The sequence below is a fragment of the Runella sp. genome, assembly GCF_965279615.1.
Lineage (GTDB): Bacteria > Bacteroidota > Bacteroidia > Cytophagales > Spirosomataceae > Runella.
This window is the reverse complement of the sequence record NZ_OZ257252.1, coordinates 4,842,534-4,868,495: the sequence shown is the minus strand read 5'-3', so window position 1 is coordinate 4,868,495 and position 25,962 is coordinate 4,842,534. Positions and strand designations below refer to the sequence as shown.

General features: G+C 44.4%; 12 protein-coding genes. All 12 read left to right on the top strand.

Features of this window, described 5'->3' with window-relative positions; translation table 11 throughout:
* The first annotated feature begins 37 nt into the window (after positions 1–37).
* The 12 genes from ACQY73_RS20750 to ACQY73_RS20695 all read left to right on the top strand — a co-directional run bounded on the left by ACQY73_RS20750 (position 38) and on the right by ACQY73_RS20695 (position 25,918).
* Entirely contained in the window at positions 38–2,464 is a 2,427-nt protein-coding gene (locus ACQY73_RS20750; protein ID WP_428654471.1) for an ABC transporter permease, read from the top strand.
* 109 nt (positions 2,465–2,573) lie between these two features.
* A complete protein-coding gene (locus ACQY73_RS20745) occupies positions 2,574–5,021 on the top strand; it encodes an ABC transporter permease (protein WP_428654469.1) in 2,448 nt (815 codons plus the stop codon).
* A gap of 132 nt (positions 5,022–5,153) precedes the next feature.
* On the top strand, positions 5,154–7,616 hold the full coding sequence (locus tag ACQY73_RS20740; RefSeq protein WP_428654467.1) for an ABC transporter permease: 2,463 nt from the start codon (positions 5,154–5,156) through the stop codon (positions 7,614–7,616).
* Between the two features lie 23 nt (positions 7,617–7,639).
* Positions 7,640–7,996: a glyoxalase superfamily protein gene (locus ACQY73_RS20735; protein ID WP_428654465.1), complete on the top strand. Its 357-nt coding sequence runs from the start codon at positions 7,640–7,642 to the stop codon at positions 7,994–7,996.
* Positions 7,997–8,016: 20 nt separating this feature from the next.
* Positions 8,017–8,658, top strand: coding sequence for a family 16 glycoside hydrolase (locus ACQY73_RS20730; RefSeq protein WP_428654463.1), 642 nt, complete (start codon positions 8,017–8,019; stop codon positions 8,656–8,658).
* A gap of 36 nt (positions 8,659–8,694) precedes the next feature.
* Complete coding sequence (locus tag ACQY73_RS20725) at positions 8,695–11,091, top strand: ABC transporter permease (RefSeq protein ID WP_428654461.1); 2,397 nt, start codon at positions 8,695–8,697, stop codon at positions 11,089–11,091.
* A 33-nt stretch (positions 11,092–11,124) separates the two neighbouring features.
* A complete protein-coding gene (locus ACQY73_RS20720) occupies positions 11,125–13,488 on the top strand; it encodes an ABC transporter permease (protein ID WP_428654459.1) in 2,364 nt (787 codons plus the stop codon).
* A 96-nt stretch (positions 13,489–13,584) separates the two neighbouring features.
* Positions 13,585–15,954, top strand: coding sequence for an ABC transporter permease (locus ACQY73_RS20715; protein ID WP_428654457.1), 2,370 nt, complete (start codon positions 13,585–13,587; stop codon positions 15,952–15,954).
* An 11-nt stretch (positions 15,955–15,965) separates the two neighbouring features.
* Entirely contained in the window at positions 15,966–18,326 is a 2,361-nt protein-coding gene (locus ACQY73_RS20710) for an ABC transporter permease (RefSeq protein WP_428654455.1), read from the top strand.
* 167 nt (positions 18,327–18,493) lie between these two features.
* Positions 18,494–20,827 (top strand): ABC transporter permease, encoded by a 2,334-nt coding sequence (locus ACQY73_RS20705; RefSeq protein WP_428654453.1) that lies wholly within the window; start codon positions 18,494–18,496, stop codon positions 20,825–20,827.
* 166 nt (positions 20,828–20,993) lie between these two features.
* Positions 20,994–23,384 carry an ABC transporter permease gene (locus ACQY73_RS20700; protein WP_428654452.1) on the top strand — a complete coding sequence of 797 codons (2,391 nt, stop codon included), beginning with the start codon at positions 20,994–20,996 and terminating at the stop codon, positions 23,382–23,384.
* A gap of 119 nt (positions 23,385–23,503) precedes the next feature.
* Entirely contained in the window at positions 23,504–25,918 is a 2,415-nt protein-coding gene (locus ACQY73_RS20695) for an ABC transporter permease (protein WP_428654450.1), read from the top strand.
* The last annotated feature ends 44 nt before the right edge of the window (positions 25,919–25,962 follow it).

The following is a 25,962-nucleotide window of genomic DNA, read 5'->3' as shown; positions in this document are numbered from 1 at the left end:
ACTATGTGACCTGTGGGTTGCAAAAACGTAAAAAGCCATGCTCCGTAACTATTTCAAAATCGCTTATAGAAATCTTGTCAAAAACAAGGTCTATTCGTTTATCAACATCTTCGGTTTAGCCATCGGAATCGCTACCTGTTTGGTCATCAGCCTTTTTGTCAAAGATGAATTAAGCTATGACCGATTCAACGAAAAAGCCGACCGAATTGTCCGAATCGTTTTTAAAGCCAATATCAACGGAGGAAAAATCAACGAATCTTTTGTCATGCCGCCCACGGCACAGGCATTAAAAAACGATTACGCCGAAGTGGAACAGGCTACGCGACTGCGCAATTTTGGTGTGCCAAGGGTATTTGTCGGCGAAAAGTATTTCAATGATGGTAAGCTAGCCTTAGTCGATGCTAATTTTTTTGATGTATTCACCATTCCGTTTTTGAAAGGCAATCCAAAAACGGCGTTGACGCAGCCTAACTGTATGGTGCTGTCGAAAGCAACCGCAGAAAAATATTTCGGCAATGAAGACCCGATTGGTAAACTGATCTATTCCAAGAAAGGCGACGAGAATCCTCCTTTCAAAGTCACAGGAGTATTTGATAAAATTCCCGCCAATTCTCATTTCCATTTTGATATGCTGGGGTCGTTGGCTTCCGATACAGAAGCAAAATCTACCTCATGGATGACGTCCAATTACTTTACGTATTTAGTATTGGCCGAAGGATATGATTATAAGAAATTAGAAGCCAAAATGCCCCAAATGGTCGAAAAACACATGGGGGCACAGATACTGCAAGCCATGGGCGTAAGTTTGGCGCAGTTTCGGGCCAAAGGAAACGAACTGGGTTTTGAGTTGCAAAAATTGACCGATATTCATTTTCATTCGGAAGGCACCAATGAATTGGAAGCCGGCGGTGATCTCAAATACGTCTACATTTTTGGGGCAATAGCAGTGTTCATGCTGCTCATCGCCTGTATTAATTTCATGAATCTGAGCACCGCAAGTGCTTCAAAAAGAGCCAGAGAAGTGGGTGTTCGCAAAGTATTAGGTTCGGAAAAACTTGAATTGGTACGCCAATTTTTACTGGAATCTACCCTTCTGACTTCGTTCGCTTTACTTTTGGCGATTATTCTGGTTCAGGCAGCTTTACCCGTTTTCAATGAGCTATCGGGCAAAGAGTTGAGTGTTGGTTTTACCTCCAATCCACTCATTTTGCTTGTTCTTTTGGTGTTTGGCTTAGGAGTCGGCGTATTGGCGGGAAGCTATCCGGCCTTTTTCCTTTCCTCCTTTAAGCCAATGGCGGTATTGAAAGGACGCTTTGCCGGCAATAATAAAAGCGCCGGATTGCGCAGTGGCCTCGTAGTGTTTCAATTCTGCATTTCCATTTGTCTTATTGTCGGAACAACCATTGTTTATCAGCAACTTTCCTATATCCAAACCAAGAATTTAGGCTACGATAAAGACCAATTGCTGGTCTTGGGCAACTCATGGGCGTTGGGCAAAAATGAAACTATTTTTCGGGATGAACTCTTAAAAGACAGTCGGGTAGCCGATGTAACCACTTCGCCCTACAAACCCGCCGGCCCCACCAATTCAAACAATTCGTTGGCATATCCTGAAAATAACGAAGACCAAATGATGCGCACGCTGCAATATGGCGTTGACGATCATTACATTCCAACGATGGGCATGAAAATGGTGGCAGGTAGAAATTTCGCCAAAGAATTCGGAGCCGATTCTTCGGGAATGATCATCAATGAAGCGGCTGCCAAAGCCTTTGGTTGGGGCAAAAACGCCGTGGGGCACAATGTAACGCGCCTTGTCACCAATGATGGCAAAAAGAAGGTCTACCAAGTGATCGGCGTGGTCAATGATTTCCATTTCAAATCGCTTCATGAATCCATTGCTCCGCTTTTGATGGTGCATGAAAACAATTGGGGCCTTATTGTAAAAGTAAAAACCAAAGATATTGCAGGGCTTTTGGCGTCTATGAAAAGCCGTTGGGCGAAATTCAACGTAGAAGAGCCTTTTTCGTATGCTTTTATGGATGAGCTTTTTACCAAAACCTACATCGCAGAACAAAAGACGAGTAAGATTCTGTCCATTTTTGCCGGATTGACCATTTTCATTGCCTGTTTGGGGCTGTTCGGTTTGGCCACGTTTACGGCCGAACAACGCACCAAAGAGATCGGCGTGCGCAAAGTGTTGGGTGCCAATATCGGGCAGATCATTGGCTTGTTATCCAAAGATTTTCTGAAACTGATCCTGATCGCCTGCGTTGTGGCATTTCCGCTGGGCTATTGGGGCATGACAAAATGGTTGGAAGATTTTGCATATCGAATAGAAATCAACTGGTGGGTATTTGTATTGGCCGGCGTTAGTGCCATTGCCATTGCTTTGCTGACGGTAAGTTTTCAATCCATTAAAGCAGCATTGATGAATCCCGTCAAAAGTTTGAAAACAGAATAAAGTAAACGGAGTACGGAAAAACAGTAGAACGGAACAATGGAAAACGAAACTTAAAGTCGTTTTCCATTCTCCGTTTTTTCCCTATTCCAACTAAACAACCCTTACAGCTATGCTTAAAAATTATCTCAAAATCGCCCTGAGGAATCTCCTCAAACGTAAAGGATTTACGTTGTTGAACATTTTTGGTTTAGCTATCGGCATGACATGCTGCCTGCTGATCTTACAGTACGTCAATTTTGAGCGCGGGTACGACAAATTTCACAAAGACGGCGACCGAGTGGCGCGTCTGCGCATTGATTCTTACAAAGAAGGAAAATTACTGTGGAAATCTGCCACGGTTTATCCTGCCTTTGGACCTACCATGAAAAAAGACTTTCCCGAGATCGAGTCATTTTGTCGTTTACACGATGCCGATGTTTTACTCACCAACGAATCGCGAAATCTCAAATTCAACGAAAAGAAAGGCTATTTTGCTGATCCCGGCATTTTGGATGTTTTTACCATTCCATTGGTCAAAGGAAATCCTAAAACAGCCTTAAACGCTCCCGAAAAAATGATGCTTTCGGAAAGCTACGCCCGTAAATATTTCGGTGACGAAAATCCCCTTGGTAAATCACTGAAAGTACGCGGCATTGGCCATGAACGCTCCGTAGAAATAACGGGCGTTTTTAAAGATTACCCCAAAAACTCTCATTTAATTATTGATTATCTGCTGTCCTACAGCACTTTGGCCAAGATTGCAAAAGAGCAGGGGGATACCGAGAACTCCACTGAAACCGCTTGGGGATGGTATGATTTCTATACTTATTTCAAACTGCGCCAGGGCGCAACTTTAGAGCAGGTACAGGCTAAAATGCCGGCTTTCTGTCAGCGGTATATTGATTCAAAACGCGATGCCAAAAGCAATCGTCGCACAGAGGCGCATCTGATGCCGATGCAGGACATTCATTTGTATTCCAATTTCAATCAGGAAGCGGAAGTAAACGGCAACGGACAAGCGGTGTCGTGGCTGTTTCTGATCGCTTTTTTCATTTTAGCCATCGCTTGGACAAACTATATCAACCTTGCAACGGCGCGCTCCCTCGAACGTGCTAAAGAAGTGGGCGTTCGGAAAGTAATGGGCGCATTGCGTCCGCAGTTGGTGGGTCAATTTATGATGGAAAGCCTGTTGCTCAATTTTTCCGCTTTGCTTCTGGCTTTACTGACCGCCAAAATAGCGATGCCGTTTTTCAGTAATTTTTTGGAACAGCCGCTTGCGTTCACCTTTGCTGAAAATCTTAGTTTTTGGACGCTCATGATCGGAGTGTTTTTGTTAGGAACCACGCTGTCCGGCATGTATCCGGCGGTTGTAATGTCGGGCGTGAAACCTATCATTGTCTTGAAAGGTATTTTGCCGAAAATTACGGGTGGACTTTCCATGCGCCGAACGCTGATCGTGTCGCAATTTGCCGCTTCGATTGCCCTCATTGTCGGTACCATTGTGGTATATCAGCAGATCGGTTTTATGCGTAATCAAAAATTGGGCGTTGACATTGAGCAAACCTTGGTCTTGGAAGGGGCAAGCTCCGTACGCGATTCTCTGTTTCAAAGTTCATTCAAACCTTTCAAAAACAGCTTGATGCGACTGAGTGATGTACAAAACGTCACTGTTTCTTCCAGCGTACCGGGCGAAGAGATTTACTGGACCAACGGTGCCCGGTGGATGCGAGCGCCCGGTGAAACAAATACGACGATGTACATCATGTCGATGGATTACGATTTTGTGCCCACTTTCAAAACACAATTAGTGGCCGGGCGTACGTTTTCCGAAAAATTCGGCGAAGACCAAAACGGCAAAAATGTATTACTCAATGAGTCAGGGCTTAAAGCATTGGGGATAGCCAATGCGGAGAAAGCATTGAACGAAAATATTATTCTGGGTGGTGATACAATGAAAATCGTTGGCGTGATGGCTGACTTTCACCACGAGAGCCTGAAAAAAGCCGTTAACCCCATGACCATTCGATTGGAAAGAGGCAATAGCCGCTTTAATTCCATAAAGCTCAAAACGAAAGATATGAGCAAAAGTCTGGCCGAAATTCAACAGGTTTGGGCGCAGTATTTCCCCAACGATCCCTTCAATTATTTCTTTTTGGATCAATATTTTGACCGTCAGTACAAATCAGATGTAGTGTTCGGGAAAGTGTTTGGCTTTTTTGCAATGCTCGCCATTTTGGTTGCCTGTTTGGGGCTTTTGGGCCTTTCGTCTTACAATGTTTTGCAGCGTACAAAGGAGATCGGTGTCCGTAAAGTACTGGGAGCCAACGTTTCCAGCATTGTGGTACTGCTCTCTAAAGATTTTCTGAAACTCGTGGTCATCTCGTCGCTCATTGCCTTCCCTATTGCGTGGTTTGTGATGGATTATTGGTTGCAGGATTTTGCGAGCCGCATTGAGATCAAGTGGTGGGTGTTTGTGTTGGCGGGTGTTTCGGCGCTCATTATTGCTTTGCTCACGGTGAGTTTCCAATCCATCAAAGCGGCCTTAATGAATCCGGTAAAATCATTGAAAACGGAATAAAATTTGAAAATGGTGGTAAGGAAGCACGGAGAACATATGTGTCGCATCGCACGAGCGGACCGTGGGAGCTCCCGTCCGCAACTACTTTCTCCATTGTCCCACTATCTCCTGTTCCAATAAAATATAAAAACTATGATACGTAATTATCTCAAGATCGCCCTCCGAACGTTGGTTCGCAATAAACTCTACACGGCGCTCAATGTAGCAGGACTTACCTTTGGCATTTCCTGCTTTTTGCTGATCGGACTGTACCTATTTGACGAACTGACGTTTGACCGACAACACAGTAAAACCGAGCGTATCTACCGCGTCATTGAGCATAAAAAATCAAGCGAAGAAGACCTGACCATTGCAGCAGGAAGCTATAAATTGGCCGAAGAATCCAAAAAAGCAATCGCTGAAATTGAAAATACCGCTCGCATTACGCGCTCAGGACGGGATAATATTTCTATTCCGAAAAGTAAAAACAGATTTCAGGAAACCATTGCCATTGCCGACAATGGCTTGATGGAAATATTTGATTTTGAGACCATTGACGGCGACGCTAAAACGGCCCTTAAAGAACCGAATTCCATTGTTATTGTGGAGGCGTTGGCCCAAAAGCTCTTTACGGATTCAAAAGTTGTCGGAAAAACGGTCAAATTCGATTTTTTTGAAACGCCTTTAAAAGTTACGGCCGTTCTGAAAGATCACCCTCGCAATTCGAGCTTTGATTTTAACCTGATGATCTCCGAAGGCACCTTTCGTAACACCGACGGTTTTAAGCAAATGGCGATAAATGATTGGTCGTCCCATTCGTTTTCGGTGTATGCTTTGTTAAAGGCCAATACCGACGCAGCAAGTGTTTCCAAAAAGATCACCAAGTTCATTTACGCCAATTACAAACCCGAAACAGGCACCACACTTGCTTATACCCTTCAATCATTGAAGGATATTCACCTGTATTCTCAAAATATCGTAGACGGTGCCCGAAATTCAAATGTCGCGGCTACCGGACAGGGAAATTTGCTGTATATAAAAATATTTGCCGTTGTCGCCATTTTTGTACTGCTGATCGCCTGCATCAACTACATGAATTTGACCACAGCCCGCGCTTCCAATCGTTCCAAAGAGATTGGTGTTCGGAAAGCCAACGGAGCCTTTCGCAGTCAATTGATCAATCAGTTTCTGACCGAATCATTGCTTGTAACGATGATTTCGTTTGTTTTGGCGATAGTTGTTGTTAATATTTGCCTGCCTGCGCTCAACGAATTTACCAACAAACAACTCTCGCTCGGCTTTCAAACCGATTATAGAATTTGGCTTTATACCATCGGCATACTTACGATAGCAGGGCTACTGTCAGGCTCTTACCCTGCATTCATGTTATCAAGTTTCAGTCCGCTTTTGTTGCTGAAAAGTCTCAAACTTCAAAACAAAGGCGATCTGTCGTTGCGGAAAGGATTGGTTATTTTTCAGTTTACCATTTCAATCGTAATGATGGTAGCAACGCTTGTGCTTTTCCTGCAAGTGCGCTTCGTGAGTAACAAAAACCTCGGCTTTACTAAAGAACTGTTGGTTGTGGTAGACATCAACAGCGGAAAAGTACGCAAAGGGGCAGAAACCATTAAAGCCGAATTCAACAAAATAGCGGGCGTCAAAACTACGGCGGTCTCGTCGCGCGTGCCGGGCGAGTGGAAAGACATACCTACCGTTAAGATCAAAACCGAAGGTAATACCGAAGAACCGAAGGTGGCTTACCTGTTAGGCGCAGACGAGAACTTTGCCAAAACCTTTGAGATCACACTTTTGAAAGGCAAAAACTTTAGCAGTCTCAATGATTCTTCGTCCATTATCATCAATGAAACGGCGGCTAAACTATTGAACATCACCGAGCTGTCGGACCAGTGGGTGGAAATCCCTACGATGGCTTTTGGCGGCAGTTATTTTCCGGTCAATGAGTCCAAACAACCCTTCAAAGCCCGTATCATCGGTATTTGCAAAGATTTTCATTTCCAGTCATTGCGCGAAAAAATTGCGCCGATGGTGCTGGCGTATCAGCGGAATCCTGTCCACAACATCGACTACTTCACCGCCCGTATTGAAGGAAAAGACATACCGGCCACATTGGAAAAAATGAAAGCCGCTATGCTGCAAACTGATGCGAATGAGCCTTTTGAATACCATTTTCTGGACGAACAACTTGCGTTGTTCTATATTGAAGACCAACGACGCGAAGCCCTTTTGATCTGGGTTGCCTTGGCCACGATCTTCATTGCCTGTCTGGGGCTTTTTGGCTTGGCTACCTACGCCGCCGAGCAACGAATCAAAGAAGTAGGCGTTCGGAAAGTACTGGGGGCAAGTGTGGGCAATCTTACGACATTGCTCTCCAAAGATTTCCTCAAATTGGTGTTGATCGCCAATGGAATTGCGTTTCCAATCGCGTGGTGGGCAACGGATGCGTGGTTGCAGGAATTTGCCTACCACATCGAAGTTAAATGGTGGGTTTTTGCGTTGGCAGGCTTGTCAGCAATTATCATTGCTTTACTCACGGTAAGCTACCAAGCCATCAAAGCAGCCTTAATGAACCCGGTCCAAAGTTTGAAATCGGAGTGATAACCCGTTAACAGCGTTCAGCCATGAAATTTGAGAAATCAAACCCTATTCTTTATTCGGAAGACATTGAGCAAAGCTTGAAATATTACACCGAAATCCTCGGCTTTGAGGAAAGTTGGACGTGGGGTAGCCCTCCCGGTTTTGGTGGGGTCGTGAAAGATGATGTTGAAATCTTCTTTTGTCTGAAAGATCAGGGAAATCCGGGCACTTGGCTGGCGCTTATTGTGGATAATGTGGACGAATATTACGAGCAGATCAAAGGAAAAGGTGCCAAAATACTCGCTCCGCCGCTCAATCAGGAATGGAATATGCGTGAGATGTACATTGAAGATCCCGACGGCCACATACTGCGCATCGGCCACCAAATAGATTGTGGTTAATTAAAAACAAGCCGAAAATCATGAAGAAAATCCCAATGGTTGGCCTTGTGTTTTTGCTGATCAATTATGCAAATGCTCAATCTTTTAAGCCCGCTTTACAGAACGTAAACAAATGGACTTTATCAGGCAGAACGATTGAGACGATCAATGAAAACGGCAAAGATGGCATAAAATTCAATGAAGATAACGGTCCCGGACTTTGGCTCTTGAAAAGCTATATTTTTTCTGAAGGCACGATTGAATTTGATGTAAAAGGAAGAAATGTACTGCAAAAAAGTTTTGTAGGCCTCGCTTTTCATGTCCAAAATGACAGCACTTACGATGTGGTTTATTTCAGGCCATTCAATTTTGCAAATCCTGATACCGCACGGCGCGTAAGAGCGGTTCAGTACATGTCGTTACCGAATTTCCGTTGGTCGAAATTGAGAGCGGAGCATCCGCAAAAATATGAGAATAAGGTCGATCCGGTACCTGATCCTGACGATTGGTTTCATGTAAAAGTGACCGTTAAAGGTAAAAAAGTTGCTGTTTTCGTCAATAATTCACCAAAATCCAGCCTTGAAGCAGAGAAATTGACCGATACAAAAAGTGGACAGATCGGGCTTTGGGTGGATTATGGCTCTGATGGAAGTTTTGCCGATTTAACAATTACCCGACAGTAATGATTCTCCATAAAATCATTAAATACACTGTAAACTATGCTACGCAACTACTTGAAGATCGCTTGGCGAAACCTGCTGAAAAATAAAACCTATACGTTTACCAACGTGTTGAGCCTGACCATTGGTCTGGCAGCCTGCGGTTTAATTGCCCTGTACATTTTTGAAGAATGGCAGGTAGACCGTTTTCACGAAAAAGGCGACCGTATCTACCGCGTGCTTACCAATACGATTTCAAACGGCAAAGAAGAATTGGCGGCCGGCACGGTTGGGCGTCCGTTGGCGCAAACCATCCTGCGGGAAGTACCCGAAGCCGAACAGGTGGTTGCCGTTCGTTGGGCCAATCTGCCCGTTAAAGCCAATAACCAATATTTCTTTGACAAGGAGTTGTTTGCAGGAGAGCATTTTTTGGAAACCTTTACTTTTCCTTTAAAAGAAGGAGACTCACACACTGCTCTTCAACAGCCTTATACATTAGTACTTACGGCTGATATTGCCCGTAAATACTTTGGCAACGAATCGGCATTGGGTAAAACACTTCTCCTCAACGACACCATTCCGTTTAAGGTTACGGGTGTTTTGGCCGAATCGCAACAGCTTTCGCACATTGATTTTCAGGTATTGATCTCGCTGCCCACCTTTTATGCAATGGGCGGAACCGCCGACGCGTGGTTTACGTGGGATGAGTTTTGCTATGTATTGCTGGATAAAAATGCCAATCCGGAAGCGGCTGAAAAGAAAATCTCGGCGTTGTCGATGAAATACAACAGCAAAGAGTATAAAAACAATGGTTTTGAAGTAACTCACAGCTTGGAAGCCGTTCCGTCGATCTATCTTCATTCGGAAGCAAGCGGTATCAACAAAGCTACCGGTAGCGCCAAACAATTGTCTATGTTGGGAGCTATCGGCATTTTCTTATTGCTGCTTGCCTGTATCAACTTCATTAATTTATCAACGGCCCATCAGAGTCAGCGCGCCAAAGAAGTAGGCGTTCGGAAGGCCATCGGCGCGGGGTACAGCGCATTGATCGGTCAGTTTATCGGAGAATCTTTATTATTGGCACTCTTGGCAGGCGTATTGTCTGCGTTGCTGATGGTCGTCGCGTTGCCTTACCTGAATGAATTAACCCAAAAGGCCATTCCCATTGCCCGATTAGTGCACCCTCTTACCATCGCAATCGGTAGTTGTTTTTTAGTAGCAACGGGTCTGTTGGCAGGTTGGTACCCTTCATTGGTGATTACACGTTTTCGACCGATAGATACATTACGGGGCGTTTTAACGGCTGCCAACAAAGGCACTTGGTTGCGCCAAGGATTGGTAGTATTTCAATTTACGATCTCATTGATTCTGATTGTCAGCACATTGGTAGTGGTTCGGCAAGTGCGATTTATGCAGGCACAAAAACTTGGATTTACCAAAGAGCGTGTCCTTGTGGTAGATCTCCGCCAAACACCTCGACGCCAAGTGGTTGAAAATTTTGAATCCATAAAACAACAACTCGCAGCGTTGCCTAACATTGAATCGGCGACGGGAGTAGCCGCTTTGCCGGGACGTAACGGTTGGAACGGGCAAATGGTCTGGGTAGATGGACGTCCACAGGACCAAGCCATTTCGTTGGAAGTCATTCCGGTAGATCATGATTATGTCAAAACGCTGGGAATGAACATCCGGCACGGTCGTGATTATTCAAAAAAATTCACTACGGATGCCGAGCACGGCGTTCTGCTCAACGAAGCAGCTTGCAAAGCCCTCGGCTGGAAACCCGACGAAGCCGTTGGCAAAAAACTAACAACGCCCGGACTGGACGATGGTCAGGTGGTAGGCGTCATCGCTGATTTTCACCAACATGGTTTACAGAAAAAAATAAAGCCTCTTTTGACCTTCATGGCTCCTTACGCCTATGGGTATTTGGCATTGCGCATGGGGTCAGGCGATGTAACCACATCGGTAGCCGAAGTGGAAAAGTTCTGGAAAAATCGTTTTGCAGGTTACACTTTCAATTATTTCTTTCTGGATGAAGATTTCAACCGTCAATATCAATCTGAACAACGTACCTCGACCATTTTCAGCGTCTTTGCGGTATTGGCGATCCTTATTGCCTGTTTGGGCTTATTTGGATTAGCCGCTTTTACAGCTGCCAAACGCACCAAAGAGATCGGCATTCGTAAAGTATTGGGAGCGAGCGTCACAAGCATTGTCAGTATGCTATCGAGCGAGTTTTTAAAGCTTGTGTTCATTGCGCTTGTCATTGCTTCGCCCATTGCGTGGTATTTTATGAATCAGTGGTTGGAAGACTTTGCTTATCGCATCGAAATTTCGTGGTGGATATTCGGCATAGCCGGTTTATTGGCGATATTGATCGCCTTCGGCACGGTGGGTTTTCAGGCCATCAAAGCCGCGTTGATGAACCCGGTGAAATCATTGAAAACAGAGTAAAATCATTCCATACAGCATTAAAAAAAAAATAATATGATACGCAGCTATCTGAAAATCGCCTGGCGTAACCTCTGGAAAAACAAGCTTTTTTCCTTCATCAATATTGTGGGTTTGGGCTTGGCAATTCCGTTTGCCTTGCTTTCGTTTATGCAATTGCAAAGCACCTTTGAGTCCGACAATTTTCACCCAAATTCGGACAGGATCTACCGTATCATTACCGATGAAAACTCGCTTGACGGCAATAAGATCAAGTACGCCTCTTCTCCTTTTCTGCTTGCCGATAAACTGAAAAACGATTATCCCGTTGTCGAAAAAGCAACAAAAGTGGTGCGTGAGTATGGCTGGGAGCTTTCCAATCGGATCAAGAATTTAAGAGTAAATTCCATTTATGTGGAACCCACTTTTTTCGAAATTTTCGGTTTCGGACTGGAGAAAGGTTCGTTGCCGGTCGAGCCAAACAGCTTGGTTCTGACCCATGAAATGGCCGAGAAGTTTTTTAATGACCTCAACCCTATCGGAAAAACCCTGTCGCATCCAACCTACGGAGTATTCAAGATCACGGGAGTGTTGAAGCCGTTTAAAAAACAGACACAGTTCAGGAGCGATGTGATGATCTCGATGGCGACCTATCAAAATCTCAACAAAGATGTTATCAAATCACAATCGTGGGCAAGCTACAAAAGCCATGCGTTTGTCAGACTAAGGGCCGATGCTGACCCAAAATCATTGGATGCGGCGCTTCGGCAAATTGCCAAAGAAACCAATTCAAACTTGGTTTTTGCCAAGAAAAAGAACGAATTCCATAAGCAGGCGCTTGCCGATATTTCTCCAAGTGCTGAAGACCTCCGTGAAAATCCGTACGTGGAAAAGTGGAGCGATATTTATGTCAATTTTGCCCTTCCGCTCATGATCCTTCTCTTGGCAGGATTCAATTACACCAACCTTACGTTGGCTCGTTCGTTGGGCCGTGCGCGTGAGGTTGGCGTTCGAAAAGTAATGGGCGGCCTTCGTGGTCAGTTGATCCTTCAATTCATTTGCGAAGCCATCATTATTGCCTTGTTTGCTTTGTTGATCGGTACGTTGATCCTTTACCTGATGAAGCAGTTCATCCATGTGCAATGGGTAACGTGGGAAGTGGAAAACCAATGGCTGATCTGGCTCACATTCATTGTTTTTGCCTTGTTTTTGGGCATTTTGGCCGGTATACTGCCGGCGTGGATCTTGTCAGGTTTTCAACCTGCGCAGGTGTTGAAAGGCACCCTTTCGCCGGCGTCGTTTGGTAAAGTAAGTTTCCGCAGGAGCCTCATTGTCGTGCAGTTCATTGCCTCCATGTCCTTTGTTTTTTGGATCGGGCATTTCTACAGTCAGTTTGAGTACATGGCTACCGAAAACGACAACTTTAACCGAAAAGGCATTTTCAATATTACGCTGGCCGATAACAACTATCAGTTATTGTTCGATGAGATCTCAAAAAATAAGAATGTTGAAAAAATCGGCCTAACGTCCATTCCATTTGGTGGAATAACGGCTCAAAATGCCATAAAAGCCAACAAAAAAGAAGAGAATACGGCTACTTACTATTATGCAACAGATCGGAATTTCATCGAAAACATGAAACTGACCTTTGTGGCCGGACAAAACCTTCCTGCCTCAAAATCAGATTCAGCAACCAACTTTGTGGTTCTCAACGAAAAAGCCGTAGAAAGGCTGCGTTTGGGATCGCCGAATGAAGCCATCGGAAAAACCATCATTCTCAACAACAACGCTGAGCTTCAGGTAATGGGCGTTGTGCAGAATTTCTGCCATTTCAACTATCAGTTTGACATTCAGCCGTTGGTCTTTCAGTACAATCCTTCACAGTTTCACGTTCTTACCATCAAAATCAACGAAAACACTGCGCAAGAGCCGTTTTTAGCCGACATGAAAGCGATCTGGAAAAAGCAGTATCCTTTTGAACAAATGGTGTTTTCCTGGTACGAAAAAGAAATGTATGACCGCTACTATCCCGCCGAAGACATGAAAATGATGGGAATGGCTTCGATGGTCATTTTTGTCATTGCCATCATGGGTTTGCTCGGAATGGTGACGTACAGTACCGAAAAACGGATAAAAGAAATCGGAATTAGAAAGGTAATGGGCGCTTCGGTGTGGGAGGTGGTCAGGATTTTGTCGTGGAGTTTTATGAAGTTATTGCTCATTGCAGGATTGGTTGCCTTACCGATAGGCTTTTTTTCGGGAATATTTATCCTGAATGTTTTCACTTTTCATACATCTATCGACTTCGGTTTAATGGCCCTGTTCTTTTGCCTGATTTTTCTGATCGCCATTTTTACCGTTGGTTTTCAGTCTATTAGAGCCGCAGCGGCAAATCCGGTGACGAGTTTGAAAACAGAATGAAAGTTCGAAAAAGGAGGCTGGGGAGAATGGAAAACGTATTTTTCCCGTGTTCCGCAACTCCGTTATCCCTGTTCCAACTAAACAACCCTTACAGCTATGCTACGTAATTATTTAAAAATCGCCTGGCGAAACTTGGTTAAAAACAAAACTTTTTCGCTCATCAACATTTTGGGTCTGGCGTTGGGCATGGCGTGCAGCCTGCTCATTATGCTCTGGGTCTATGATGAGCTGAGTATTGATGCTTTTCATGCCAACAAAGAACGGGTGTATTCTATTTACGAACGTCAATACCATGATGGCAAGATCAACACGCATTTTTCGACGCCCGGATTGCTGGCCGACGAAATCAAGCGCAAAATCCCCGAAGTGGAATACGCCTGCGGAGCTGATTGGGGAAACCGCAATACCTTTCAGGCAGGCGATAAAATCAATAAAATGGAAGGCACATGGGCGGGAGCTGATTTCTTCAAAATGTTCAGTTATCCGATTTTGCAGGGAACGGCGGCAACGGCTCTGAAAACGCCCAACGATATTGCCATTTCGAGAAATATGGCAGAGCAATTTTATGGAAGCCCCGAAAAAGCGCTCGGACAAGCGATTCGATTTGACAACAAAAATGATTTTAAAATAGCGGCCGTTTTTGAAAATGTACCGGCCAACTCTTCCGCCAAATTTGATTGGGTATTGAACTGGGCTGAGTACGTAAAACAAAATGAATGGGTGAAAGATTGGGGAAACAACTCACCGGATACGTACATCCAACTTCGCGTCGACGCGGATGCTGCGAAAGTAGCCGCCAAACTGGAACGCTTTTTAGACCTCTACAACAAATACCAAAACAAAGCCTTTTATATCCGATTAGGTATCATGAACTATTCAGATACCTATCTGCGAGGCAATTTTAAGGAGGGCAAACCCGACGGCGGGCGCATTGAATACGTGAAGCTTTTCAGTATTGTAGCGGTCATTATCCTGTTGATCGCCTGCATCAATTTTATGAATCTGACCACCGCCCGCTCAGCAAAACGCGCCAAAGAAGTAGGTATTCGCAAAGTAGTGGGTGCCATGAAATCCGCATTGATCGGTCAATTTTCGGGAGAAGCGCTGTTGCTTACCTTTTTCTCCATTTTAGCCGCGATTTTGCTCGTTACGCTATTGTTGCCTTCGTTTAATAGCCTGACCAATAAAACCATGATTTTACCGCTGAATCAGCCTGTTTTTTGGTTGGCATTGGTCGGTTTATTATTGGTGACTGGCTTGGTAGCCGGCAGTTACCCCGCGCTTTTCTTATCTTCCCTTCAGCCCATTCGAGTGTTAAAAGGCGCGTTGAAATTCAGTTCCGGTGCCACGTATTTTCGTCAGGGGTTAGTAGTTTTTCAATTTGCCCTTTCCATTATGCTCATTGTCAGCATGATCGTCATTTATCGGCAAGTGGATTTTGTCCAAAGTAAGAATCTCGGGTATGACCGCGAAAACCTCATTTACGTTCCTCTGGAAGGTGATCTGTTGAAAAATTACAGCACGTTCAAAGAGGAAATGCTAAAAACCGGCCACATCAAAGAGATCAGTAAAATGACCCAAGCCCCCACCCGCATCGGCAATACTACGGGAGGAGTAGATTGGCCCGGTAAAGACCCCAACGTTAACATTCAATTTGCATTTACGCAGGTAGGCTACGATTTTATAAAAACCCTACAATTGAAACTTCGGGAAGGGCGCGATTTCTCTAAGGCCTTTGCTACGGATTCGGTAGGATACATTATTAACGAAGCGGCACTGAAACGAATTGGGTACAAAAACCCCATCGACCAACCACTTACCATGTGGGGCAAAAAAGGGAAGATCATCGGAGTGCTGAAAGATTTTCATTTCCAATCGCTCCATTCAGCCATCATTCCTATGATTGCGCGCCTTGATGAAAATATTGATTACGGCAGCATTTTAATACGCACACACGCCGGAAAGACCAAAGAGTCCTTGGCGAGTTTGGAAAAGATCAGCAAAGAACTCAATCCTAAATTTCCGTTTACCTACCAATTTTCGGACGATGATTACGCTAAATTGTACAAAAGCGAACAGGTGGTTACGCAATTGGCCAACTACTTTGCTATCCTCGCCATTTTCATTTCGTGCTTAGGGCTGTTCGGTCTGGCCACGTTTACGGCGGAGCAGCGCACCAAAGAGATCGGCGTCAGAAAAGTACTGGGCGCTTCGGTGGCAGGTATTACGACTCTGCTGTCGATGGACTTTATTAAGCCGGTATTGATCGCTACGCTTATTGCGTTTCCGGTGGCGTGGTACTTCCTCAAAAACTGGCTTGAAAAATACGCCTATCAGATTGATCTGGAGTGGTGGTATTTTGCCTCAGCAGCGGTAGCGGCTATTGCCATTGCCTTATTGACCGTAAGTTACCAAGCCATTCGAGCGGCATTGATGAACCCCGTAAAATCATTAAAAGCAGAATAAACAATAATACCATGATACGTAATTTTTTAAAAGTAGCGTTTAGAAACCTCTTCCGTAACAAAGCGTTTACGTTTATCAACATTGCCGGACTGGCCGTTGGCATGGCGAGTGCGATGTTAATTTTGTTATGGGTACAAAATGAGTTGAGTTATGACCAATTCCATGCCAAGAAAGACCGTATCTATGAAGCATGGAATCGAGCCGAGTACAGCGGTAAATTACAAAGCTGGAATACCACCCCTAAGGTGCTGGCAAGGACGCTGGAAAAAGATTTTCCGGAAGTAGAGCGCGCCGTGCGCGTCAACTGGCCAAGCAGTTATCTGTTCAGCATCGGCGATAAACGCCTGACCATTAAAGGAAACGTGGTGGACCCCGGCTTTTTGCAGGTATTCAGTTTTCCACTCATCAACGGCAATCCCAAAACGGCACTGAAAGATGTCGGATCGATTGTATTGACCGAAAAACTGGCTAAAAAGCTATTTGGCGATCAAGATCCAATGGGCAAAACCATCAAATTGGACAACAAAGATAACTTTACCGTTTCGGGGATTGTTAAAGACCTTCCTAACAATACGCGTTTCAATTTTGAATATTTGCTATCGTGGCACTACCTGAAAAAAATAGGCCAAGACGATGAGTATTGGGGTAATAATTCTACCCGCACCTATGTATTACTCAAACCCAATGCTCAACTTTCTTCGATCGCACCTAAGCTCAAAACACTCCGCGCCCGCTACGATAAAGATGACGCCAAAGGGCAAATGTTCATTTATCCTATGAATCGTTGGCGCTTATATTCGAGTTTTGTAGAAGGCGTAGAAGAAGGCGGACGTATCACGTTTGTCAAGCTTTTTGGGATCATTGCCGTCTTTATTCTGCTCATTGCCTGCATCAATTTCATGAATTTAAGTACCGCACGCAGTGAAAAACGCGCCAAAGAAGTAGGCGTTCGGAAAGTGGTAGGGGCTCATAAATCCTCTTTGATCAGTCAGTTTATCGGCGAGTCAATTCTGATTTCATTGATGGCGGGTATTGTTGCGTTTTTCATTGTTTTGCTTAGTCTTTCAGGATTCAATGAACTTACAGATAAAAAACTTTTTATCGACTACGCAAATCCTTTCCTCTGGTTGGCGATCATTGGTTTTATTTTGTTTACGGGCATTTTAGCGGGAAGTTATCCGGCCTTTTTCCTTTCCTCTTTTCAACCCGTAAAAGTATTAAAGGGAACCTTCACCAAAGTAAATGCCTTGGTTACGCCGCGTAAAGTACTGGTTGTGTTGCAGTTTACATTTGCCATTACGCTCATCATCTGCACCATTATTGTCAAACAGCAAATCGACCATGCCCAAAACAAGGAAGCAGGTTATAACAAGAATAACCTGATCTATCATCCTCTCACGGGCGATATTGAGAAAAACTATACCCTTATCAAAAACGAGTTACTGGAATCCGGCGTTGCCACTTCAATCACCAAAACAAGCGCTCCGCTGACGCAAGGCTGGAGCAATACGTGGGGCATTGGGTGGAAAGGCAAAGACCCGAACGACAAAACGATCATCGACCGTTTTTGCGCCGATGAAGGACTTGGCACCACCGCCGGATTGCAATTTGTGGAGGGTCGCGATTTTAACCTGAAAGAATACCCAACCGATTCATTGGCCGTGATCCTGAACCAATCGGCGGTTAAAGCCATGAATTTCAAACAGCCTATCGGTCAACTGATCAACGACAATGGCAAAGAGTGGCACGTGGTAGGTGTCATTAAAGATTTTATTTTACAATCGCCTTACCATCCTACCGTACCAATGGTGATCGAGGGTAGCAAAGGGTGGTTTAACGTAATGCATATCAAGCTTAACAGCGACCGCCAAACCGCTCAGAATTTAAAAAAGGCTGAAAGTATTTTCAAAAAATACAACGCTGAGTACCCATTCGAATACCAATTTGTGGACGCTGAATACGCCGCAAAATTTGAGGATGAAGAACGAACCGGTAAACTGGCCGCACTTTTTGCCGGCCTGACCATCTTTATTTCATGTTTGGGATTATTTGGTTTGGCAACCTACATCGCCGAAAACCGCACCAAAGAAATCGGTGTGCGTAAGGTATTGGGCGCATCGGTGCTAAGTTTGACAGCCTTGTTGTCCAAAGAATTCCTGAAACTGATCTTGGTTTCTTTCGTCATTGCGGCGCTGATTGCCTGGTACGCCATGAGCAGTTGGCTGGAGCAATATCCTTACCGCGTCAGCATTCAGTGGTGGGTCTTTGCGCTATCGGGTTTGATCGCGCTGCTCATTACGTTGCTGACGGTCAGTTACCAAGCCATTCGGGCGGCACTGATGAATCCCGTAAAATCATTAAAAGCAGAGTAACCGTAGGGGCAGGCTTTACGTCTGCCCACCTTTCTGTATAAGGTCGAGACATCGGGCAGACGCAAACGGTACGCCGCAGCGGGCCTGCCCCTACAATCTTTAATAACCCAAAAGCTATGCTGCTAAATTATCTTAAAATCGCCAGGAGGAATCTCCTCAAAAATAAAATGTACAGTTTCATCAATATTGGTGGGCTGGCGGTAGGCATGACGGTAGCCATGCTCATTGGACTTTGGATGCACGATGAGCTGTCGTTCGATAAATACCACCAAAACTACGAACGCATTGCCCAAGTGATGCAACATGCTGAATTCAACGGAAAAGTGGAAACACAAACCTCCAACCCGGCGTTGATGGGCCCTGAAATCAGAGAGAAATTTGGCAGCAATTTCAAATATGTATTACAGGCTTCCTGGCAAGGCTCTTATGTGTTATCGTTGGGCGATAATCACGTTAGCAAACAGGGCATTTATTTTGAGTCCGATGCGCCGGCCATGCTGAGTCTCAAAATGCTGCGTGGTACGTATGCCGGTTTAAAAGACCCTTATTCGATCATGCTTTCAGCGTCAGTGGCAAAGTCACTTTTTGGGGATACAGACCCTTTAGATAAAACACTGAAAGTCAACCGCTCGTATGATGTTAAAGTGACAGGTGTTTACGAAGACTTGCCCTATAACACTTCATTCCGCGACGTAAAGGTAATCATGCCGTGGTCGCTTTGGTTGATCGATAATCCTTGGGCAAAAACAATGGAAAATCCTTGGGGAAGCAATTTCAGCCAAACATTTGCCCAAGTGGCTGATAACGTAAGTATGGCAGCCGCTTCGGCCAGAATCAAAAATGTAAAACTCAATAATGTTGGCAAAGAAGAAGCCAAATACAAATGGGAAGTTTTCCTGCATCCCATGAGCAAATGGCAGCTATATAATGAATTTAAAAACGGCGTAAACATCGGCGGACAGATCAAATACGTTTGGATGTTTGGCATTATCGGTGCCTTTGTGTTGATTTTAGCCTGTATCAATTTTATGAATTTGGCCACGGCGCGCAGTGAAAAGCGCGCCAAAGAAGTAGGCATCAGAAAAGCGGTTGGATCAGTTCGGTCGCAGTTGATCAATCAGTTTTTTGCCGAATCTTATTTAGTGGTGTTTTTTGCTTTCCTCTTATCTCTTCTTTTGGCGGTTTTACTATTACCGTTGTTTAATGAAGTGGCCGATAAAAAAATCGAAATTCTTTGGACAAGCCCGCTTTTCTGGATCATTAGTTTATCATTTATTGGTATCACCGGTCTTTTGGCGGGCAGCTACCCGGCGTTTTATTTATCTTCATTCCAGCCACTTAAAGTGCTTAAGGGTACATTTAGAGTAGGCAAATGGGCGGCCCTTCCCCGTCAGGTATTGGTCATGGTGCAATTTACGGTCTCGGTGATATTAATCATTGGTACTGTCATTGTGTTTCAACAGATCCAACACGCCAAAAACCGGCCCATCGGCTACAATCGCAACGGTTTGGTAAATATGGGAATGGAAAAAGAGATACGAGAGCATTATGAAGCAGTCAGAGCCGAATTGAAATCGGCAGGCGCCATCGAAGAAATGACCTCCTCCAACAGTCCGCTTACCGGGGTTTGGAATACCAACGGCGGTTTTGATTGGGAAGGTAAAGACCCCAACTTAGCCGTTGACTTCCCCAACAGCAACGTGACACCGGAATGGGGGAAAACCGTTGGTTGGAAGGTAAAACAGGGACGCGATTTCTCCCGTGATTTCGCCAGCGACTCCGCAGCGTTCATTGTGAATGAGTCCATGACCAAATTTTTAGGATTTGACAATCCCGTAGGAAAAATATTAAAATGGAACGGCAAACCATTTACTATTATCGGAGTCGTAAGCGATATCATGCAGGAATCGCCCTTTTATCCGGTACGTCCCTCCCTTTATCACTTGGGCAGGGAAGGCAATCGATATAATTTAACGCTCAAATTAAATCCGGCAAAAAGTCCGAGTCAATCAATTGCCAAAGTGGAGCAGACTTGGAAAAAGTATGTCGCTAACGTTCCGTTTACCTACGAATTTGTTGACCAACAATACGGCAATAAATTCAAGGGCGAAGAACGCATTGGCAAGTTATCATTCTATTTTGCTGTTTTGGCCATTTTTATCTCTTGCTTGGGACTTTTCGGTATGGCAAGCTTCGTGGCCGAACAACGTACCAAAGAGATCGGTATCCGCAAAGTATTGGGAGCGAGCGTTGGCAATCTTTGGCAAATGCTTTCCAAAGATTTTGTTTGGTTGGTGTTGCTCTCCTGCCTCATTGCTACCCCAATCGCTTACTATTATCTCAACGATTGGCTCAAAGGCTATGACTATCGCGTCGAAATTTCCTGGTGGGTGTTTATCGCATCGGCCGTCGGAGCTGTTGCCATTACCTTGTTGACCGTAAGTTTCCAAGCTATTCGTGCCGCGTTGATAAATCCCGTAAAATCTTTAAAAGCCGAATAACCGTAGGGGTAGGCTTTACGTCTACCCCGATTTGCGCGGAAGAGGGTAGACGCAAGGCCTGCCCCGATTTGCGCGAAAAAGGGCAGACGCAAGGCCTGCCCTGATTTGCGCGGAAGAGGGCAGACGCAAGGCCTGCCCCTACAATATTAAATTTTCACCCAAAGCCATGATAGAAAACTATTTTAAAATCGCCGTAAGAAGTCTTTTGAAAGACAAAGGTTATGCCGCCCTCAACATTTTGGGCTTAACGATTGGGCTTACTTTCAGCCTGTTTCTCGTATTTTACATTACTGATGAACTAAGCTACGACCGTTACCACGAAAAAGCAGAGCGTATTTACCGCATCGGTGCTACCATTAAGGAACCTGAGCGCGCGGATAAAGTAGCGGTTACCCAATTTCCGTTAGGGCCTACGCTTAAAAAAGAATTCCCGGAAGTGGAACATGCGGTACGTTTTGTGAGAAACGGCAATAAAACCTTATTCAAAAAAGGCGATGAGCAATTTTTTGAAGAAAAGGTATTCTATGCTGACAGCACTGTTTTTGACGTTTTTACCTACAAATTCATCGCGGGTGATGCAAAAAGAGCTTTGATCGCGCCCAACTCATTAGTTTTGACCAGATCGGCAGCGGAAAAATATTTCCAAACAACGGAGAATGTTGTGGGGAAATCATTGCAGGGGAAAAAGGACACCTACAATATTACGGCCATTATTGAAGATGTACCGCAAAATTCGCATCTGCGATTTAACGCTTTGATTTCGGCAGCGAGCCTTGGTAAAGATTTTGGAAACAACTGGGGCAACTTTGGTTTTTACACCTACGCGCTGTTAAACAAAAATGCTAATCCTAAGGCATTTGAAAAGAAATTGATACCGATGTACCAAAAATACATGGCTTCTATTTTCTCTCCTTATAATGTCAAAATAAACTACGTTGTACAACCCATTATTGATATTCACCTACGCTCTGAGCTTAATAATGAGCCCGAAGAATTGGGCAGTATGTCGTATATATACACCTTTTCGGCGGTGGCGTTGTTCATGATCCTGATTGCCTGTATCAATTACATGAATCTCACCACGGCACGTTCGGCGCGGCGGGCCAAAGAGATCGGTATTCGCAAAGTATCGGGGTCATTGCAGCGTCATTTGATCGCGCAGTTTTTGACCGAATCTACCGTTATTACGCTTGTTTCACTTGTTTTAAGTTTACTGCTGATTGCGCTGCTGTTGCCCGTTTTCAACGATATTTCGGGCAAAACCTTTACGTTCTTAACCATTTTTCAACCCATTACCCTCGTTAGCATCCTAACGATTGTGGTTGTGGTGGGTTTGGTCGGCGGAAGCTATCCGGCATTTTATTTGGCCAAATTCAACCCTCTCGTGGTGTTGAAAGGCAACTTGGCCAAAGCCTCCAGCAATGCGCCTTTGCGTCAAACATTGGTGGTATTGCAATTTACCATTTCGATGGTGATGCTCATCAGTACGTGGGTGGTGTACGATCAACTCAACTTCATGAAAAACAAAGACTTGGGCTACAGCAAAGACCAGGTATTGGTGATAAATATGCCCCCTATTGAGCGTGATGGGCACAACGAGATCAAACTCATGAAATCGGAATTTCTGAAAAATCCAAAAGTGATTGCCGCAAGCTCGTCTTGGTATACGCCCAACAGCAACAGTCAGAATTTGAGCTTGATGGAAATTGAAGGAAAATCGGGCTTTGTCAACTTAGGGGTTGAATTCTACGGCATTGACCAGAATTACTTGGAAACATTGGGCATTAAAATAACCAAAGGGCGCAATTTTACCGAACTCGACCACGCCGATTCGTCGCGAAGAATGCTCGTCAACGAGGCGCTTATCAAAAAAATGGGTTGGAGCGACGCGTTGGGCAAGAAAATCCGCTTTGCGGGCGATACCGCCAACTTGGCGGAAGTCGTGGGTGTATTCAAAGATTTTCACCAAAAATCGCTTTATAATCCCATCGAACCGTTGATCTTGGTGTACCGTGAAAACAACGGCTCGGTACAGGCAAAAATCAGCGCCGATGATATTCCCGGCACGTTGGCGTATTTGGAGAAAGTATACAAAAAGGTATTCCCCCAACATTCGTTTCAGTACAATTTCTTAGACCAAAATTTTCAATCGCAATTCGAAGCTGATCAAAAACGCGGCACTATTTTCACCGCTTTCTCCTCACTGACGGTGCTGATCGCCTGTCTTGGGTTGTTGGGTTTGGTGGCCTTCACAACCGAACAACGGCGGAAAGAGATCAGCGTTCGGAAAGTGATGGGTGCCGAAACGGGTCATATCGTTACGCTGATTTCCAAGGGCTTTATCTATTTAGTGGGCGTTTCCTGTCTGATCGCATTTCCGATCGCGTGGTATTTTATGAACCAATGGCTCGAACCGTTTCCGTATAAAACCGCCCTCAGTCCTGCTACTTTTCTGCTTTCAGCGGGTTTGGTATTGTTTATTACGTTGCTGACAGTGAGTTTTCATACCATCAAAGCCGCCCTGATGAACCCCGTAAAGGCATTGAAAGCGGATTAATATACGTAGGGGCAGGCCTTGCGTCTGCCCGGTTACGCCGAAAATTTGATTTGGAGAACGTGAGTGGGCGGAGGCAAGCCCCGCCCCTACATTCTTCTTAAAACCTAAACATAAAAACCATGCTGAAAAACTACTTCAAAATCGCTTTACGGAACCTGTTCAAAAACAAGGTCTTTTCGTTTATCAACATTTTTGGGTTGGCCGTGGGTCTGGCTACCTGTCTGCTGATCATGTTGTATGTTTTTGACGAACTCAGTTACGATAAGCATCATAAAGACAAAGAACAACTTTACAGGGTTGCGACAGAGTCAAATGGTGACAAATGGGCCGGTTCGCCGGCGCCATTTGCGCAGGGGCTTAAAAAAGATTTTGCGGAAATAGAGCAGGTAGCTCGTTTTATAAAATTCCCCAACATTGATAAAATGCTGTTGAAAAATGCGAAAAACAACAGTCAGTTTTATGAAACGAACGGCTATTACGTCGATGCTGATTTTTTCAAGTTGTTTACCTACGATTTCAAATATGGCAATCAAGACGCTTTGAATCAGCCAAATACGCTTGTCATTTCTGAGTCAATTGCCCATAAATTATTCGGAAATGACAATCCGATCGACAAAGTCATCAATGTTGAAATACCTTATGGGAAATTGGATTATACCGTAAAAGGTGTTTTCAAAAATACCCAACACAAATCGCATATCAACGCTCATTTTTTCCTTTCCATGGAAAACGGCGACATTGGGCAGTGGGTAAAACAGCAAACCAATTGGAACAACAACAGTATTTTTCATACTTATTTGAAGTTAAAAGCCGAAACAAATGTGGCTGCATTTGAGGCTAAATTAACTCCTTTTCTTCAACGCAACGGCGGTGCCGACCTAAAGGCAGCGGGTGTATCAAAAAGTCTTTTTTTACAACCCGTGCAGGATATTTATTTAAAATCGAACATTGGGTATGAGATCTCGGCCAACGGCAGCATGACGTATCTGTACATTTTTGGGGCTATTGCCGCCTTTGTATTACTCATCGCCTGCATCAATTTCATGAATTTGAGCACCGCCCGCAGCGAAAAGCGCGCCAAAGAAGTAGGTGTCAGAAAAGCGATGGGTGCCAAAAAAGCGGCGTTGATTTGGCAATTTTTGGGTGAATCACTTATCATGTGCTTGATCGCCCTTTTGGTTTCTATAGTGATTTTGGTTTCGGTTTTACCGGTTTTCAATGCCTTTACTCAGAAGAACATTGTTCTTTTTCAGAACTCTTCACTCATATTTTGGATCGCAGGTATTACCATTTTTACCGGCTTGCTGTCAGGCCTGTATCCTGCTGTTTACTTATCTTCGTTCAAGCCTATTTCGGTCTTAAAAGGAACAATGGCAACGGGTATGTCCGCCCTTTTTATTCGGAAGGGGCTGGTTGTTTTTCAGTTCGTTGTTTCAATTTCTTTAATCATCGTAGCGGTAGTGATTTGGCAGCAACTGAATTTGATCAGAAATACCGATCTTGGTTTTAACAAAAGCCAACAACTTATTTTACCTTTTCAAAGCCGCACTTCTGCCACTAATTACACGGCGTTAAAAAATGAAGTTTTAACGCAATCCAACGTAGTTTCCGCAACGTCCGGGTCGAGTTATCCGGGAATAGGGTTATTGGAAGACTTTTTGTTTTATGCCGAAGGAAAAACCCTCAACGACAAAGTAGACGTAGGTTTTGTCCGCGCCAATGACGATTACATTGAAACTCTTGGTTATAAAATTATGTACGGAAGAGGGCTTTCTAAAAACATGGCTGCCGATTCCAACACCATTATTTTGAACGAAGTGGCCATTAAACAATTGGGCTATGACCCCAAAACCGCTGTAGGGAAAAAGGTCTATTATGAGGCTAATAATCAGCAATTGAGTAAAGAAATTGTCGGTGTTATGAAAAATTTCAATTACCAAAGTCTGCACAATACCATTGCCCCGTATGGCATTATCCGACTCAGCAGCACCGAACAACCCTCCTATTTTATTACCACGATTCGAGAAGGCAACGCCAAAAATACGATTGCTGCCATTGAAAAAATATGGAAGAAAATCAATCCCGAAACACCTTTTGAATTCACTTTTCTGGACCGGGAATTTCAAAAAAGCTACGAAAAAGAAGAGCGCACCGCCGGCATCATTGCCTATTTTACGATCATCGCGATTTTCATTGCCTGTTTAGGACTGTTTGGATTAGCTACTTTCACCGCCGAACAACGCACCAAAGAGATCGGAATTCGTAAAGTTCTGGGGGCTTCTGTGTTGAGCATCACTACTTTATTGTCAAAGGATTTTCTAAAATTGGTTTTGATTTCCTGTCTTGCCGCATTCCCCATCGGGTATTTAGCCATGAGCAAATGGCTACAGGATTTTGCTTATCGCGTAGATATTACATGGAGCATATTTGCCATAGCCGGCTTCACAACCGCTTTAATTGCCTTGCTTACGGTTGGCTACCAAGCCATTAAAGCGGCTTTGATGAACCCCGTGAAAAGTTTGAGAGCTGAGTAGTGTAACCTTTTGAGCGCAGGATTCATCTTAGAGAAGATGACATT

What these genes read in the sequence shown, in the direction of transcription:
- ACQY73_RS20750 (WP_428654471.1), top strand. Translation starts at nt 38, where the DNA reads ATGCTCCGTAACTATTTCAAAATCGCTTATAGAAATCTTGTCAAAAAC.
- ACQY73_RS20745 (WP_428654469.1), top strand. Translation starts at nt 2,574, where the DNA reads ATGCTTAAAAATTATCTCAAAATCGCCCTGAGGAATCTCCTCAAACGT.
- ACQY73_RS20740 (WP_428654467.1), top strand. Translation starts at nt 5,154, where the DNA reads ATGATACGTAATTATCTCAAGATCGCCCTCCGAACGTTGGTTCGCAAT.
- ACQY73_RS20735 (WP_428654465.1), top strand. Translation starts at nt 7,640, where the DNA reads ATGAAATTTGAGAAATCAAACCCTATTCTTTATTCGGAAGACATTGAG.
- ACQY73_RS20730 (WP_428654463.1), top strand. Translation starts at nt 8,017, where the DNA reads ATGAAGAAAATCCCAATGGTTGGCCTTGTGTTTTTGCTGATCAATTAT.
- ACQY73_RS20725 (WP_428654461.1), top strand. Translation starts at nt 8,695, where the DNA reads ATGCTACGCAACTACTTGAAGATCGCTTGGCGAAACCTGCTGAAAAAT.
- ACQY73_RS20720 (WP_428654459.1), top strand. Translation starts at nt 11,125, where the DNA reads ATGATACGCAGCTATCTGAAAATCGCCTGGCGTAACCTCTGGAAAAAC.
- ACQY73_RS20715 (WP_428654457.1), top strand. Translation starts at nt 13,585, where the DNA reads ATGCTACGTAATTATTTAAAAATCGCCTGGCGAAACTTGGTTAAAAAC.
- ACQY73_RS20710 (WP_428654455.1), top strand. Translation starts at nt 15,966, where the DNA reads ATGATACGTAATTTTTTAAAAGTAGCGTTTAGAAACCTCTTCCGTAAC.
- ACQY73_RS20705 (WP_428654453.1), top strand. Translation starts at nt 18,494, where the DNA reads ATGTACAGTTTCATCAATATTGGTGGGCTGGCGGTAGGCATGACGGTA.
- ACQY73_RS20700 (WP_428654452.1), top strand. Translation starts at nt 20,994, where the DNA reads ATGATAGAAAACTATTTTAAAATCGCCGTAAGAAGTCTTTTGAAAGAC.
- ACQY73_RS20695 (WP_428654450.1), top strand. Translation starts at nt 23,504, where the DNA reads ATGCTGAAAAACTACTTCAAAATCGCTTTACGGAACCTGTTCAAAAAC.